Here is a 17429-nt window from a genome sequence, read left to right as displayed (position 1 = left end):
ATAATTCCCAACGTGTTGGAATTTGGAATTTGAAATTTTAAATACCTAAAAGTTATGTTTAAAAAAGTACTTATTGCTAATAGAGGTGAAATAGCATTACGTGTTATTAGAACCTGTAAGGAGATGGGCATTAAAACTGTTGCTGTTTACTCAACGGCAGATGCAGATAGTCTTCATGTAAAATTTGCAGATGAAGCTGTGTGTATTGGGCCTCCCGCAAGTAGCGAATCGTATCTAAAAGTGGCTAATATAATAGCTGCAGCAGAAATTACAAATGCTGATGCAATTCATCCAGGTTATGGATTCTTATCAGAAAACGCTAAGTTTTCTAAAATATGTGAGGAACATGGAATTAAATTTATTGGTGCATCTGAAGAGATGATAGACCGAATGGGTGATAAAGCTAATGCTAAAGCGACTATGAAAGCCGCAGGAGTTCCATGTGTTCCTGGAAGCGAAGGTGTTATTGAAGATTATGAAGATTGTAAAAAATTAGCTAAGGAAACTGGCTATCCTGTAATGTTGAAAGCTTCGGCAGGTGGAGGTGGAAAGGGTATGCGCGCCGTATGGAAACCAGAAGATTTGCAAGGTGCTTGGGAATCAGCTCGAGCTGAATCTAAAGCAGCATTCGGAAATGATGATATGTATATGGAGAAGCTTATTGAAGAGCCTCGTCATATTGAAATACAAGTTGTTGGGGATTCTCGAGGTAAAGCATGTCATTTATCAGAGAGAGATTGTTCAGTACAACGTCGTCATCAAAAATTAACGGAAGAAGTACCTTCTCCGTTTATGACTGATAAATTGAGAGCTAAAATGGGTAAAGCCGCAGTTAAAGCTGCAGAGTATATTAAATATGAAGGCGCAGGTACTGTAGAGTTCTTAGTAGACAAGCATAGGAATTTCTACTTTATGGAGATGAATACACGTATTCAAGTAGAGCATCCAATAACTGAACAAGTTATAGATTTCGATTTAATCCGAGAGCAAATATTGGTGGCCGCAGGTGTGCCAATTTCAGGAAAGAACTATACACCAAATTTACATTCAATAGAGTGTAGAATTAATGCAGAAGATCCTTTTAATGACTTTAGACCATCTCCGGGTAAAATCACAACGCTACATGCTCCAGGAGGACATGGTGTGCGTTTAGACACCCATGTTTATGCTGGTTATAGTATTCCGCCTAATTACGACTCTATGATTGCTAAGTTGATTACAACTGCGCAAACTAGAGAAGAGGCAATTAATAAAATGAAACGAGCTTTAGATGAGTTTGTAATAGAGGGAATTAAAACAACTATCCCTTTTCACAGACAATTAATGGAACATCCAGATTATTTAGCGGGTAACTACACGACTAAATTTATGGAAGATTTTGAAATACAAAATGAAGTTGAAGATTAAATAAGTAATTTATTCAACAAAATAAAAAAAGTCATCTATATTAACTAGACGACTTTTTTTATGGACAGTTTAATGATCTAATTAATCACTAATTTTTTGTTTATAATACTTGTACCACTTTTAATTTTCACCATATAAACTCCAGTTGAAAGGTGATTTAAATTTAACTCTTCATTAAATGGATTAACTGAGTGCTTAAATGTATTAGAATATACAGATCTACCACTAATATCAAATATATTTATATTGACATCATTTAAAGATTCAAATTTCACAGTAACTAAACCATTTGAAGGATTTGGATACATCGCAAAACTATTTTCTAATGTATTTTCATCAACAGAGAGTAATGTTTCAACTTGTTCACATATCGTCAATGTCCAAGAGTTTAATGTACCTGTATCTTGGTTAGCTGTATCTACAACAGCTAAGACCCATTGCCCATTTACGGATTCACCATCATAAGCTGAAAATGGATTTGCTGTTTTTGCATCACCAGTAGTAGGAGTTCCACAAACAATATTTGGTGCTGTATCAAACAGTTCAATATCCATATTGTCATTGTTTCCACATGTACCGGCCGTCAATGCAATAACTTGAGTTTGGTTAGGTGTTGGTGACTGTAATAAGAATTGCAAATCACCTATGTATGTATGTGTTACATCGAGTCCTAATTTTAAAAACGTATCACCACCTAGAACGCTTGTTGAACTTGCGGTTAATCCAACAGCTGTATAACTCGACCCATTATCTGGTATGGCAAGATTAGTAGTTGAAGAATAGACTTCAGTACAATCTGTACTTATCATATAGTCAATTGAAAAATCAATCGTATTAAGTGCAAAGAACGCCGCATTAGTTGGCTGTACTCTAATTCTACAATAAGGCGCAGGATTATTTGGAACGGTAATAGAAGCAGTACCATTATTTGCTATATTAGAAGCTAGTGTAATAGGATAAGTTAAGCCACCATCGATAGATAATAAAATATTGACATTGGATGCTCCAGTCATTGTGTTAGTGCTATTTACATTCCATGTTATATTTTCAGTACTACCTTGATTCCATATAATACCCTCAGTATTTTGAGATGTTACTTCTAAAGGCCCCTTAGTAGCATCCCAAGTCACTACCATATCATCAAAATTATTACCTCCCCCATTTGCAGCATTATCTCTTACCGTTAGTCTAAAGTCTGCCGAACGTGCAACTGTTGGTACTTTTTCCCAAACATTTCCGTTTACACCATTAGCAAGAAGGTCTTCTAATTTTGGAAATATTCTTGATGTTCCACCAGATGGGCTATAAGATCTAAACAAAGGATTATTACTGTTTGTATCACTTGCATTTGGATACGCTTGAGCCGCATTATTTTCGTCGTATTGCTCCCAACAGTAAGTGAGAATATCACCGGCATTTCCATCTGTTGCAGAACCTGTTAACTCAAACGCCGTTCCTATTGGAAGTGTTATATTACTTCCTGCATTAACAACTGGAATTGCATTACCTGTGCCAGACTCAACATCACATGTTCTAGATTTAGCATGCGCAGTAATTTGCTGAATACTAATAGCATGAAAATAAGGATCAGAAACTTGCTGTACATCTGTAGCACCAGTAATACCAGCATAACCCATAATAGTGGTACCAGAACCTGGTTCCATTTGTGCTATTCCACCACCTTCACTTTGGTGAGTAAAAGTATGTCTACCACCAAATTGGTGACCCATTTCATGCGCCACATAATCGATATCCCATCGGTCTCCAACAGGCACACTGCTTGACGTATAACCACTCCCTTTGTGATTATTAGAAAAAACATTTCCGTTTACACAGACACAACCTATACAACCTGCATTACCACCATCGCCGCTACCTGCATATAAATGTCCTATATCATAATCACTATCATTTAAATTAGCGTCTAAAGTATTTGCTAACTCTGAATTATAAGAACCGCTTCCACTATATGGATCAGTAGATGCGTTTAAATAAACATTAACATCATTCCCAGCAATTAACACCAATCTAACAGCAAAATCAATTTCAAAAACTGAATTAACTCTTGCAATCGAAGTAGCCATTGCCGCATTAACAGAAGCCAACGTACCGCCATGGTATGATGAATATTCACCTGTTGTTGAGACTGCTAGTTTGAATGTTCTTAAAATACTGTCATCAGCAGCTCTATTGAAGTTAGTATTTACTGTAGTATTTTGATTTTCAAAACTTTCTATGGTAGAGCATTCAAAATCACTACCAAACTTAGAGCTATTTCTTTTGTAAATAGCAGATTTGTTAGTACCAGAAATATTCTGAATGATGATTGAGTTTGAACGATCAACAGTTAAGATAATCCCATTAACACCATTATGAGGTGAAACAGTAAGTCTAATATATTCACCGTTTTCTCCAAAACCAGAATAAGCTTTATTTTCTGGATATTTGGCTTGTAATTCATCTTCCATTACAGAAGATTCTTTGATATTAAAGTTCACTAATTTGCCTTCAGCATTAGGTAAACTAAATTTAGTTTTTGATGTGCTATTAAATTTAGATTGTATAGTATTTACATTGAAATCATAAATATTAGCTGTTAGGGGCACATTAATTTCTAACATTTTAGAAACATCATCTTTAATCAGTTTAACCTCTTGAAAGGAGCTTTGAGCAAATACAAACCCCATAAAAAATAGGGAAAGTAAAAGTGATGTTTTGATGGTAATATTTTTCATAAAGCAATTTTTGTATTTAGGAAGAATTCTTTCAGAATTATTTTTTGCGAAATTCTCTTTAGAATGGGCACTAATATAAATATAATTTAAGAAACAGTACAAAAACAGATAGTCTTCATGAAACATCCTTATTTTTATACCAATGATTTTATCCTATTGGGAAATAAAGACTTGGTTATCTAATATTGATTATACCATTGTGGGCAGTGGTATTGTTGGCTTAAGTTGCGCACTTCATCTAAAAAGGAGGTTTCCTAAGGCTAAAATTATTGTATTAGAAAAAGGAGTCTTACCACAAGGGGCAAGTACTAAGAATGCAGGTTTTGCATGTTTTGGAAGTCTTGGCGAAATAATAGATGACTTAAAGCACCATTCTGAGGATGAAGTTTTAGAGCTCATAAAAAAAAGAGTTAATGGCTTACAATTACTTCGCAAAACATTAGGCGATAAGTCTATTTCTTATAAAAACTTAGGAGGTTATGAATTGTTTTTAGAAACTGACAAGGAACTTTATGATGTGTGTTTAAGGAAGAGAAATGAGATCAATACGCTTTTAAAATCGATATTTAAAGATGAGGTCTTTTCATTAAATGAGAATAAATTTAAGTTTAAAAATATAAAACCACATTGTAGTTTTAACCAATTTGAAGGTCAAATTGATACTGGTAAAATGATGGAAGCTTTATTAAATAAAGTACAGCAAGAAGACATTAAAATACTAAACAATTGTGTTGTGCAAGAATTTGAAGACGATACTAATGGAGTAAAAATTAAAACAAACAAATTTGAGCTTTCAACACAAAACCTTTTAATTGCCACGAATGGATTTGCTTCAAAACTCATTAAAGAAACGGTTAAGCCAGCAAGAGCACAAGTCATAATTACAAAGCCAATTAGGGATCTTCATATTGAAGGTACATTTCATCTAGATAAAGGGTATTATTATTTTAGGAATATTGATAATAGAATTTTGTTAGGAGGAGGACGAAACCTAGATTTTAAAACCGAAGAAACTTCAGAGTTTGGTAAAACTGAAATTGTTCAAAACAAACTAAAAGAACTTTTAAGAACCACTATTTTACCTAGTATAGATTTTGAAATTGAGCATAGTTGGTCAGGTATAATGGGAATTGGAAAACAAAAGAATGCGATTGTAAAACAATTGAGTAATAATATATATTGTGGAGTTCGATTAGGCGGAATGGGAGTTGCAATTGGTACTTTAGTGGGAAAAGAACTTGCAGATATAGTGTAATGAATACGAAGCAACAACTTTATACAAAATGTCAAGACTTTTTAAATGGTCGCTTAGAAGTTATACAATCTAAAATTTTAGATATTCAAAACTCATTGCAATCTGAAACTAAGAGCAGTGCTGGCGATAAGCACGAAACAGGACGAGCGATGCTGCAATTAGAACGTGAAAAGACAGGTCATCAATTAGCTGAAATTCAAAAACAGAAAGGGATACTTGCTAAAATTAACCTAGAAATTAAGCACAATAATGTTGCACTTGGCAGTGTAGTATATTCGTCTCAAGCTAATTATTTTATTGCTATTAGTGCTGGCGAAATAGAAATAGAAATAGATAAATTTTATGCAATTTCTCCGTCAACACCCATCGCAAAACTATTATTATCTAAAACTGTTGGTGATCAAATTCAGTTTAGAAATAGTACCTTTGTTATCTCAAAAATTGATTAATAATTGAGATATATATGACCATGAAAAAGATTGAAAATCTTATCAGAGGTATTATAAGGTTCAGAGTACTCATTATTGTTGTTTTGGGAATTCTCATGTCATTTTCAGGTTATCAAACGCTAAAGAAATTAAGTGTTGATAATTCACTGTCAATATGGTTTTTAGAGGATGACCCAAGCTATAAGGCCTATATAGATTTCCAAGAAAACTTTGGTTCTGATGAGATTTTCATTGCCATGTTTCCTGTTGAAAATGCTATAGGCGAAGCGGAAATGCAAAGCCTTAAACAACTACATCTAAGCATTGAAGCACTTCATTACGTAAAAACATCATTCAGCTTAGCCAAGGCTAAATATCCTATCTATGCGAATAACAAAATCAATTTTGGTGATTTATATAATGTAAAACGAAGCGAAAAAGGTCTTAAAAGCTTGTTTTCAAAATTGCCTAATATTACGTCTCAACTAGTCACCAACGATTATAAAAATCAGTTCTTTTATATTCAATTAAACCCAACCCCAACAATTGAAGAAAAACGAAAAGATATTGCTGGTGAAATACGAACCATAATAGAAAAAGAATATTATAATTACTATTTAACAGGTCCACCAGTTTTAAATGAGGCTTATAGTAAAGGAATTTATAAAGAGAGCCTAACCTTTGGCGTATTAACTGTTCTTGTCATTACGCTAATGCTTTTGTTTTTACTACCAAGCAAACGCTATCTTATTATATCTCTATTATCTGTTGCGATACCAGTGAGTTTATTGTTTGGACTTATAACGTCATTCGGATTTGCTCTGAATATGATTTCTATGCTAATCCCAACCATTCTTATGGTTTACAGTGTTAGTGATGCAGTCCATATTATCAATGTTTACCATAAAGAGGGGATTTTAAACACATCATTATCTAAAGTTGAATTGTTGGCAATTGCTGTTAGAAAAAGCTTTACACCATGTTTCTATACAACATTAACAACCTTTGTGGGTTACTTTGCATTATACTTATCTCCGTTGCCAGCATTTAAAAACATGGGAGTCTTCACCTGTGTCGGATTGTTATTGAGTTTTATTTTGGTCTATATAATTACCATTATTGGCTTTAGTTTTATGACGCTCAACTTTAAAGCCGCGAAACCACTTTTGAGTATTAAAACCGTGAGTCAATCGGGTTTTATAAATTGGTTAAACGGATTTACATCACAATACAAAACGAGCATCATTGTTGGTTTTACATTAGTATTACTTTTTGGATTTTATTCAATTTTTCAAGTTAAGATAGATACAGATTCTTCAAACTTACTTGCGGAAGGAAAAGCAAAGCAAGACTTAAGATTAGTAGAAAGTAAATTGCAAGGAAGCTCTAGATTACAACTCAATGTGTCAATGGCTAATGGTGAATCTATTCTGAACAAAGGCGCTATGAAACAATTAGAGGTCTTTCAAAGTAAACTTGAAGCGAACCCTCTAATTTCAGCACCAGTATCTGTAATCAATATTAAATCTTTTTTAGAAAAGCGGAATCCTGTTTTATTTCAAACCAATGTATCAGATGATAAGATTAAGAACACTTTATCTTTAGCCGATACTAATGATAATAGCTTTTTTAAGCTGTTTTCTAAAGATCTAACCACAGCAGGTTTCACATTGAGTTTAAGAGAAATGAAAACTTCTGAATTAGAACAAGTGTTAGAGGATGTAAAGCGAGATTTCGAATCTTCATTTGACACTAAAAATTATAACTTAAAAATCAACGGTTTTGCTGTTGTATTTGCGCAGCTCAACAATTTTATATTAGAAACACAGTTTAAGTCTTTCTTCGCAGCATTTTTTGTAGCTTTTTTATGCCTTTTAGTTTTTATTAGAAGTTTAAGAACAACACTTTTAGTATTGATTCCTAATTTATTACCACTTACGGTTTTAGCTATTTTTATGAGCCTATTAGATATTCCTTTAGATGTCACTACAGCTATGATTACTCCTATAATGTTGGGTATTGCAATGGATGATACTATACATTTAGTCTATAAATATAGACGAAGTAAAACTATCACAGGAACTCCAAAAGTAAGAATGGATAATGCGATGCATTATACTGGTAGCGCTTTGTTTTCTACTACAATTGCATTAGTTGGCGGCTTTTTAATCATTGCCTCTAGCGCAACACCATCTGTTAAAGATTTCGGGCTGCTGTGTTCCGTTACTGTGGCTATTGCTTTGATTACGGATATCTTTTATTTGCCAGCTTTATTGAAGAAGTTTGATAATTAGATTTAGACCAGAACTTCGAACTTTATAATAGATGATGTTTCGATGTTAACCTTGTGCTCAATAAACATAGATTCAGAATTATACTCAGCCTCAATTAACCAAGTATTTCCATTAAAATAAGACTGCTTTACTACAGCTTTTAAATCTGAATTCTCTACTATTTTAAGTTGATGGGCATAGACAATTCCAAAAGGTTCTATGACATTAAACTCACCAAAGAAAGATGCCACTAATGGTAATTTGGGATTACTATATAGGTTTTGAGGTGTATCTTGAGCTACGATTTTCGCCTTATGAAGCACTAACATTGCGTCTGAAAACCCTAGCACATCATTTTTGTCGTGAGTAGCAACAATGCATGTAATGTTGTTTTCTTTTAGATATTTAAATACACTTCTCCTTAGCGATTGCTTTTTAAAATTATCTATATGGCTAAAAGGCTCGTCTAGTAATAAGATTTCTGGCTGTTTTGCCAAGGCTCTAGCAATAGCAACACGTTGTTTTTGTCCTCCGCTGAGATTCTTAACTTTGGTTTTAGCGAAGGCCTCGAGTTCCACAACTTTTATAAGTTCATTAATACGTTTTTGCTTTTCTACAGGAAAGAAATTAGAGAGGTGTTTACCTATGTTGTTTTCAACAGAGGTGAAAGGCATCAAATCAAATTCTTGGGTGACATATTTTATAAAGCCATAACCTATCACCAAGTTAAATTTGGGGCCAAGAATTTCTTTCTCATTCCAATAAATATGTCCATGTTCTAAATCAAATTCACCATAAATGAGTTTGAGAAGTGTACTTTTTCCCGATCCACTTTCACCAATAATGGCTAAATTTTCTCCCGTTTTTACATTAAAGTCTATAGCTTTTAAAATTGTAGTTTTGGAGTATCCGAAAGAAACATGTTTTACTCGAAGCATAGTACAAAAGTAGCACAAAAAAACCGCTTGATTTTCTCAAACGGTTCTTATTATTGTAATTTATAGGAAGGTGAAAAGCTATTTTTTTATAAACTTTCGTTTTATACTTTTTCCTTCAGATTCAAGTCTTAAAAAGTAAATCCCACTTCCTAAACTAGAAACCTTTAAGGTATTTGTAATCAATTTTTGGTTGAGTACTATTTTTCCGTTAATATCAAAAACAGTAGCAATCTTATTTATAAGACTTGTTGAGGTTTCAATATTTAAAATATCTTCAACTGGGTTTGGGTATATAACTACATCTCTAAGTGTTTCGTCTTCTAAACTTAAAAAAGAGCCTTCAATAATATTGACCGTTGTATTTATAGTAGGATTAGGAATATAATCTATAATACCAGATGGCCAATAAACAGTAATGCTTTCAATAGAAGTTTCAGTGCCTATCCCAAAATGTGTATTTAGAGAACTCATAAACTCAAAACCTTCACCACTTCTTACATCTCTTATTTGTTTTCCAGCAGTTGTCATTATTTCAACCCTAGCTCCAATACCATTAATATTACTGTCGGTCCCAACGGTATTAATTTTAATCCAATTATTTGAATTGGTATTATTTACATAGATATTTCCAAATCTAAAGACATCTAAAAACCCATCACTATTAGTGTCTCCAATAGCTCCGTTTGGGGGCATATTACTAGAATAATTTGTAAATGTAAAATCACCATTATTAAATAAAACATCGCCATTTGATATAATATCTACATACCCATCATTATCAAAATCTGCAGGTGCATTTTCTATTCCTAAACTAGCTGATAAGACACCAGATCCAGAAGTTATATCTGTAAAAGTGCCATCTCCATTGTTACGCATTAATTTTGAATCTCCATTAGTAGTGTTACTTGCACCTACATATACATCCATATCTCCATCGTTATCAAAATCAGCCCAAGCAGAAGACCAAGTCTGTACATTATCTCCTAAGTTAGAATCATTATTATGACCAGCTCCTGGGTAAGTAGAATTGTACCAACCATTACTATCAGCAACATTTACAAACATACCATTGCCATCATTTCTCCATAATTCGTTAGTGCTAATTGTGGTTGAGCCACCCCTACATTTGGCAATAAACATATCCATATCTCTATCGTTATCATAATCAATCCAAACAGTTGCATAGTTACCACCACCAGGAACTGTACCAATACCATTTGGAGCTTCAGAACTAGGTCCTTGATAGAATGTTAGGTTTCCAGAACCATCATTGATATAATAAACATTGGCCTGTACATCATGGCATACAAATGCATCAAGATGACCGTCATTATTAATATCTATAAAATTTGATCGTTGTGAGAATACATAATCAGACCCAGATATCTCTGTATATGCTGTACCGGTTGCATTTGCTTTCATAAATGTAACACCAGAACCACCACCATACAAAAGATCATTATAGCCATTACGATCAAAATCGCCAGCAGCTAAACTCCAGTTAGGTGAAAAATCTGCAGATGTAGTGCCTATATTTACCATATTAAACCCACCACTAGCAAGCTGATAATGAACATTAACATTAGTTGAGCTTACTGAAACAATATCATCTAAAAAGTCGCCATTTAAATCTACTAGAGCAATATCGTAAGTTCCGTTTGTAGCTATTGGATTTGTTGTGAATGTAACAGGATAACCAGATGTATCAATACCTGTTAAGAAATCTGTACATTCCCAAGTGCTGAAGCCATCTATATTACAATCAGCTCTAACACAAACAGTATAATTAGTTGATGGAGTAAGGCCATTTAAACTAACAACACTATTTGAAGTAAAGTCTCCAGAAGAAGGTGTGGCTGACCCTGTTAGTATTACAGCAACTTCCCATCCCGTTTCAGTACCTCCTGCAATCCAACTAACATCGGCAGTTGTAGAAGTGACACTAGTTGTCATTACTGAACTCACGTTAGGACATGCTGGTGGAGCAGTAGAGCTAATAACTACTGAGTTAACACAAAAACCCCATCCAAATGAGCTGTTGTCATCATATAAAATGCGATATTTAAACCCTTCTAATTGGTTAGTTGCAAAAGAAGATATATTCAAAGCTTCACTAGTGTAGTCTGTAGTACCTCCATTACAAAAATTAACTGTAGCAGATGAATTTTCAGATAAAGCAGTTCCCCAATTTACCCATTGAACAGCACTAGCATCCCAGAATTGAAGTCGTAAAGATTCTTGCAGGTAAATATTAAGAGCATAATCAAAAGCTACAATCAATTCAGTTTCATTTGCGTTATAAGCAGCAGTTAAATCAATGATTGGTGATTCTACAGCGACATTATTTATAGATGATCCACCTGCTAAATTATCATCAAAGGAGAATGAGCTAGAACCAGAAGCAATTGTCGGATTATGATCTAGATGGTCAACATCATAAGACCCAGAAATGGACCATTGATCATTAGGCCAGTTTGCTGCTTCGTTTAATACTTGGGCATAAATACCTCCACCAAAAAGGCCAAGTATAAGAGCGATGTGTAATATTTTTTTCATAGTCGTAAATTTAGTTGCAATCGTTATTTAAGGAGTTAATCCAATCTTCAATAAGATCAGCCCCTTCTATATGTATTAAAGAACGTCCAAGCAAAGGCATTCGGTCTGAGGGTTCTGTAGAACTTAATCTATAGTATAATACAGAGTTTCTGGCATCACCAGGTTCTACAATATGCTCATGACCTAATCCAAGATCAGTGTCGGGATCTACACAGAGACCAATATTGGTAAAATCTTCAGTGTCTGAAAAACTAAAGCGCATAGGGCGATAGGCACAATGTGTTTCTTCAGAGTGACAATGTGCACAATTGATGTCTAAGTAAGCCCTAGCTCTTAGTCCGAGGCTAAGACTAGTGTCGTCATAATTAGGCAGTGTTTCAATATTAGAAGGTAAAGAATTTTCTAAATAGCCTATATCTCTAAGCTTTTCCAATTGATTTATAGACTCTCCCTCATAGTTATATACTAAGTTAAGGTTTCTTGGTTTCGGCCCAATGGGCTGAGATACTTCAATCACCTTATGGCATGTATGACATTCTGCACCTGCAGGAATTCTATACTGTACGCTTTTAATCTCATTTTCATCTTGCCACTCAAGATTAACAAAACTTCCATTTAAATCTAATGTAGCTTCTGTTTGGTCAGAATTCCATACATAATTTGCAAAAACCCAGCCTTCATTTTTTCTAATCATTAAGCGTGTTTCGATATTTTGAGTGTCATTATTCGGTAAAACATTATTATAATAAAACCCTTTAATTAATATAGTGCCAACAGGAAAATTAAGAGGCGCATCGTCGCTTATATAGGAAGCTTTTGTATTATTTGGCATCCAAATGAAACGCTTTTTTTTAGCATAATTTGTAAATAGTGTAGAGTTTAATGTATAAGGAAGAACACCAAATTCTGGGTTTAGGTTTTTTAATGGGCTTTGAAATAATTGATATTCGGAAAGTGTTTGAAAAGGCATACCTTCTAAATTAGAAGGTACATCAGTACCGCTTGTAATAGTAACCGATATCACTTCTGTTTTACAGTTTCCTGAGTTGTTACATATAGTATATTCAAAAGAGTCCTCACCAGTCTCGTTAGGATTTGCCGTATACTTTACACTATCATCACTAGGATTATTTGGTGTCGCATTAACATCTATAATTATAGCACTCCCTTTTGAAGGATTGCTTATAGATAGCTGCCCGTTTGATGGAATATTTGAATCATTTGAAAACATAAAAATTTCAATTTCAGAATTTTGAGTCAATACCACTAAGTCTGATTCTGTCTCTATATTTAAGGGCGTCAAATTATCATCTGTGCCACAAGAATGCAGAAACAAAGTGATTAAAAAAAGTAGAAAGTAATTTTTTACCATATGCAATTACACTGCATTATTAATAAGACAGTTAAATATTAGAAAACCCTACCTAATACTAAAAATCAGAGCTAAATCTAAGAATTTTTTGCTAGAACATTAATTATCGTAATGCAAACCAAGAATTCTTATTGATATATAAAGCTACTTTAACTTGTTAAAAGCATTGTGTTTTAAGAGAAAGAAACGTTCTAAAATGTTAAATCGTATATATTTATTAAATCGTATGTAGCAATAAATTAAATACATTGGCACCAATAAGGTTATGAGCTTGCTCTTTTTGTATAAAACAGGTCTTACTTTTACGAGATACCTAAAATACTTTTCTGGTGTCATTAAAAACTTAATCAACTCTTTTATAGGGCTATCAATTTTAGGTGGTTCGTAAGAAATACCAACTTGGTTATTACCTACATTTTGAAAGAATCCGTTACTTAATGTATCTAAGAATTTTAGTTTTTTAGAACCTTGAAATAGACCAACTTTTAATGCAATTTTAGAAATTATATTTTGCATCATATCTTGAGAATAGCATTGCGACTCTAATTTTTGTAGAAGTACTTTGTGAGATGCCAACATTTCTTCTTGATGTAATTTAATATAATTGTCATATAGCCATTTTTCTTCTTCGTTACGTGTTTCTAAAACATAATCTTCAGTTTCCAAACTATAGTCTAAAGCACTTCCATGGTCTGCACCAGAAAATTGTTCGTATAGTTGTTGATTGGCCATTAAAATATGGTCGTTATAATCTACATAAGGCATTATAGACGATATTAATCCATAACGTTTTGTTTCTGGTTGAATATTGTAGATGTTACCTAAACCTAAATAGTAACCTGTTACTGGGATTTCACAATCGTAAAAATTATAAATAGCTTCTTGCATAGTGCCGCCCCAACCAATATCTATAACGGTAATGCCATCTTTCTCTATATCTACATTAAACGATTTAATATATGTTCTAAAAGCTAGGTTACTTGCTTTTCTGTGTGTTTCCCAGTAGTTTCTTAGAGTTTCGTTTTGTTTTAGGTTCTCAAATGTTTCTGATTTAAAAAAGCCTTCAATTACTGATTGCCCATCTATATGAAGTTCTGAAATAATTTGAGCCCTTAAATCATCAGGACAATTCACCGCAATTAAAAAATCGTCAGTTGAAAGGTTCTTATATTTTAATTGAAGAAAAGAAAAGGGTTCTATCTCAATTGCTTTTAATGACATCTGAAGTGCTGCGTGCCTTGAAATTTTTAAATAATGAGTTTTTATTCTTCTACTTTCATCAATCTGAGCAAAGTCTTGGTAAGAGTCGAATAGTTTTTTAAGAAATTTTCCTTCACGAGATAAAAAGAACAAATCTTTGAGTTTATTTCGTTTGGCTTTTTCATATACACGTTCGGCAAATACGTGATAAAATATAACGTATTCAGTATATGGAATGGAGGAACGTTTACGGCAAGTCTTGTAAACGGAATTCATAACGCGTTTTAGATCTTTGTTGTCATTTCCAAAGTTGTTGCGTTTATTTTTTCTTAAATACTTTTTATGAGGTAATTGATAGGCGTTTAATCCATTTTTTATGGCATTGGTATAATCACTTCTTTGATTATCACCAATCATCATTACATCTTTTGGGTCAACAGCTAATTCTTCTAAAATAGGCGCATAAATAGTACCACTATGTTTGCTTTTTTCTAGTGCTGCAGAACTATAAATACCTTCAAAAACATCTAAAATACCATGGTGTTTTAGTAATTTTTCAAATAAAGATTTAGAGCCATAGAAATCCGAAACCAGATACACTTTACCGCCATTAGACTTAAAGTATTTTAAAGTGTCTAAAACACTTTGGTTTATGTATTGTACACTTGCTTCTGCTTTAACATCGATAGCTTCAAAAAGATTAATGAAAACATTTTTTTCTTCAACAGGAATGATATCAGCATTAATCATTCGTTTAGATATATCAGCTTTTAGAGCGTCATAAGAAATCTCAACACTATTCTTTTCTAAGGTCTCGATGAGGTGCCTTGTTGATTCTTGTCTGATATTATATAGTTCATCAATAGAATTGGTTAATCCCATTTCTAAAATCATAAGCTTTGCCCAAATTCTTTGTACATAATTAGGGTGCACATGTCTATGAACTATAGTATCATAATAGTCTGTAAAAAGAAATTTTATATTCTTTTCTTTAAGTTGTTTGTGTAGTTGGTTAAGTGACAAATGATTTGGTTTAGTTAATATCTAATTATCCTTTTATCTTTTCATTAGCTTTACTTGGTAACACATCAAAGCCCATATTATATAGTGTAAATCCAAAAATATCTGCGTATTGCTCAATAGTCTTACTTACTGGTGTACCAGCACCATGTCCTGCATCTGTCTCAATTCTTATTATAGTAGGGTTGTTGCCAGCTTGTTTACTTTGCAGTTCGGCAGCAAATTTAAAACTATGTGCAGGTACAACACGATCATCATGATCTCCTGTAGTTACCATGGTAGCAGGATATTCGACACCTTCTTTTACATTATGAACAGGCGAATACCCTTTTAAGTATTCAAACATTTCTTTATCATCCTCTGTGGTTCCGTAATCGTAAGCCCAACCAGCACCAGCAGTAAACGTATGATATCGTAACATGTCTAAAACACCAACAGCTGGTAAGGCTACTTTCATTAAATCTGGTCGTTGTGTCATAGTAGCACCAACTAATAATCCACCATTAGAGCCTCCTCTAATCGCCAAGTAACCTGATGAAGTGTATTTATTAGAAATAAGATATTCTCCTGCAGAAATAAAATCGTCAAAGACATTTTGCTTCTTGAGTTTTGTACCAGCATTGTGCCAAGCCTTACCATATTCACCGCCACCTCTAAGGTTGGCAACAGCATATATACCACCTTGTTCCATCCAAACAGCATTTGCAATACTAAAACTTGGTGTTAAAGAAATATTGAAACCACCATAACCATAGAGAATAGTCGGGTTTTTACCATTAAGTTCTAAACCCTTTTTATGTGTAATAATCATAGGAACTTTGGTACCATCTTTAGACTTGTAAAAGACTTGTTTGCTTTCATAGTCTTCAGGATTAAAGTCAATACTTGGTTTTCTAAATAATTCTGAAGTACCATTTTTAATATCGTACTTATATATACTTCCAGGAGTTACATAATTGGTAAAAGAATAATACAATTCATTATCTTTTTTCTTTGCACCAAAACCACGAGAACTCCCAACACCTGGCAACTCAACCTCTCTAACTAATTTGCCATTGTAATCATACTGTAACACTTTTGAAACAGCATCAACCATATAATTGGCAAAAAAGTAGCCTCCACCTGTGGATGGGCTTAATACATTTTCAGTCTCAGGAATAAAATCAACCCAATTTTCTGGTTTAGGATTTGAAGCATCAACAGTAACAATTTTTTGATTAGGCGCACCAAGATTGGTCATAATGTAAAGTTTAGAGCCTACATTTTCAATAATGTTAGAATCTGAATCTGTGTGACCTAATATTTCAACAAGTGGTGAATTAGGGATAGTTAAATCTTTGATATATAATTTATTGCCCGAAGTAGAAACTCTAGGCGAAATAATTAAATAACGATCATCCTCAGTAACTCCGCCATAAATATAACGATGCTTTTCTTTAGCAGTTCCACCATAAATTAATGGGTCTGAAGATTGTTTAGTTCCTAGCTTATGATAATATACTTTATGCTGATCTGTTTTTGCAGATAATTCACTTCCTTTAGGTTTGTCATAGCTTGAATAATAAAAACCTTCATTTTTATACCAAGACATACCGCTGAATTTTATATCAACTAAAGTATCCTCAACAATTTCTTTAGTTTCAGTATTCATTACTAGAATCTTTCTCCAGTCACTTCCACCCTCTGAAATAGAATAAGCAAGGATTTTACCATCTTTAGAAAAGCTTGTGCCGCCCAAAGAAATTGTACCATCCTCTGTAAACGTATTAGGATCTAAAAAGACTTCAGCTGTTTTAGGGTTTGCACCTGTTTTATACCTATAAATTACATATTGATTTTGTAAACCATCATTTTTGTAGAAATAGGTGTAATCCCCTTCTTTAAATGGTGAGCCAATTTTTTCGTAGTTCCATAATTTAGTAAGTCGTTCTTTGAGCTCTTTACGATAAGGAATATTGTCTAAATAACCATAAGTGGCATCATTTTGAGATTTCACCCAAGCCTCAGTTTCTTCACTACGATCATCTTCTAACCATCTGTATGGATCAGCAACAGCTTCGTCAAAATAAGTATCTACAGTATCAACTTTTTTTGTTTCAGGATAATTTATGGTAATAGCTTTCACAGATTCTGTTTCGTTTTTGCAAGAAACAAAAATACTAAGAGCAACAATAATTAGAAGTAATTTTTTCATAATTAGGTTTTTTGAAATTAGTGGTCGTTAAATTCAAATATAAGTATTTAA

10 protein-coding genes are annotated in these 17429 nt (G+C 33.3%); 4 read left to right on the top strand and 6 right to left on the bottom strand.

What is annotated here, in order from left to right:
* The first annotated feature begins 54 nt into the window (after nt 1-54).
* Nucleotides 55-1407, top strand: a complete 1353-nt coding sequence (gene accC / locus WPG_RS06040) for an acetyl-CoA carboxylase biotin carboxylase subunit (protein ID WP_045470484.1) — start codon at nt 55-57, stop codon at nt 1405-1407.
* A 77-nt stretch (nt 1408-1484) separates the two neighbouring features.
* Here the strand turns inward: accC and WPG_RS06035 are convergent, their stop codons facing one another.
* Nucleotides 1485-4142: a reprolysin-like metallopeptidase gene (locus WPG_RS06035; RefSeq protein ID WP_171817159.1), complete on the bottom strand. Its 2658-nt coding sequence runs from the start codon at nt 4140-4142 to the stop codon at nt 1485-1487.
* A 142-nt stretch (nt 4143-4284) separates the two neighbouring features.
* On the opposite strand from WPG_RS06035, the gene WPG_RS06030 reads away from it, so the two are divergent.
* The 3 genes from WPG_RS06030 to WPG_RS06020 are packed head-to-tail and all read left to right on the top strand — an operon-like array spanning nt 4285 to nt 8119.
* The gene (locus WPG_RS06030; RefSeq protein ID WP_045470482.1) at nt 4285-5397 is read left to right on the top strand and encodes an NAD(P)/FAD-dependent oxidoreductase; all 1113 of its coding nucleotides are present in this window, start codon (nt 4285-4287) and stop codon (nt 5395-5397) included.
* Nucleotides 5397-5846, top strand: a complete 450-nt coding sequence (locus WPG_RS06025) for a 3-oxoacyl-ACP synthase (protein ID WP_045470479.1) — start codon at nt 5397-5399, stop codon at nt 5844-5846. Before WPG_RS06030 ends, WPG_RS06025 begins: the two co-directional genes overlap by 1 nt.
* A gap of 20 nt (nt 5847-5866) precedes the next feature.
* On the top strand, nt 5867-8119 hold the full coding sequence (locus WPG_RS06020; protein WP_045475259.1) for an efflux RND transporter permease subunit: 2253 nt from the start codon (nt 5867-5869) through the stop codon (nt 8117-8119).
* Nucleotides 8120-8121: 2 nt separating this feature from the next.
* Here the strand turns inward: WPG_RS06020 and WPG_RS06015 are convergent, their stop codons facing one another.
* The 5 genes from WPG_RS06015 to WPG_RS05995 all read right to left on the bottom strand — a co-directional run bounded on the left by WPG_RS06015 (nt 8122) and on the right by WPG_RS05995 (nt 17378).
* Nucleotides 8122-9036, bottom strand: a complete 915-nt coding sequence (locus WPG_RS06015) for an ABC transporter ATP-binding protein (protein WP_045470476.1) — start codon at nt 9034-9036, stop codon at nt 8122-8124.
* A gap of 78 nt (nt 9037-9114) precedes the next feature.
* Nucleotides 9115-11592, bottom strand: a complete 2478-nt coding sequence (locus WPG_RS06010) for an FG-GAP-like repeat-containing protein (protein WP_045470473.1) — start codon at nt 11590-11592, stop codon at nt 9115-9117.
* Nucleotides 11593-11602: 10 nt separating this feature from the next.
* Entirely contained in the window at nt 11603-12964 is a 1362-nt protein-coding gene (locus WPG_RS06005; RefSeq protein ID WP_045470472.1) for an Ig-like domain-containing protein, read from the bottom strand.
* Between the two features lie 144 nt (nt 12965-13108).
* Complete coding sequence (locus WPG_RS06000; RefSeq protein WP_045470470.1) at nt 13109-15187, bottom strand: HAD family hydrolase; 2079 nt, start codon at nt 15185-15187, stop codon at nt 13109-13111.
* A gap of 25 nt (nt 15188-15212) precedes the next feature.
* Nucleotides 15213-17378, bottom strand: coding sequence for a prolyl oligopeptidase family serine peptidase (locus tag WPG_RS05995; RefSeq protein ID WP_045470467.1), 2166 nt, complete (start codon nt 17376-17378; stop codon nt 15213-15215).
* Nucleotides 17379-17429 lie beyond the last annotated feature (51 nt).

Source organism: Winogradskyella sp. PG-2 (assembly GCF_000828715.1).
GTDB lineage: Bacteria > Bacteroidota > Bacteroidia > Flavobacteriales > Flavobacteriaceae > Winogradskyella.
This window is presented reverse-complemented; position numbering and strand designations above follow the sequence as displayed.

Coding starts and splice junctions, on each gene's coding strand:
- WPG_RS06015 (WP_045470476.1), bottom strand. CDS start 9,036: ATGCTTCGAGTAAAACATGTTTCTTTCGGATACTCCAAAACTACAATT.
- WPG_RS06010 (WP_045470473.1), bottom strand. CDS start 11,592: ATGAAAAAAATATTACACATCGCTCTTATACTTGGCCTTTTTGGTGGA.
- WPG_RS06025 (WP_045470479.1), top strand. CDS start 5,397: ATGAATACGAAGCAACAACTTTATACAAAATGTCAAGACTTTTTAAAT.
- WPG_RS06030 (WP_045470482.1), top strand. CDS start 4,285: ATGATTTTATCCTATTGGGAAATAAAGACTTGGTTATCTAATATTGAT.
- WPG_RS06020 (WP_045475259.1), top strand. CDS start 5,867: ATGAAAAAGATTGAAAATCTTATCAGAGGTATTATAAGGTTCAGAGTA.
- WPG_RS06035 (WP_171817159.1), bottom strand. CDS start 4,142: ATGAAAAATATTACCATCAAAACATCACTTTTACTTTCCCTATTTTTT.
- WPG_RS06005 (WP_045470472.1), bottom strand. CDS start 12,964: ATGGTAAAAAATTACTTTCTACTTTTTTTAATCACTTTGTTTCTGCAT.
- accC (WP_045470484.1), top strand. CDS start 55: ATGTTTAAAAAAGTACTTATTGCTAATAGAGGTGAAATAGCATTACGT.
- WPG_RS05995 (WP_045470467.1), bottom strand. CDS start 17,378: ATGAAAAAATTACTTCTAATTATTGTTGCTCTTAGTATTTTTGTTTCT.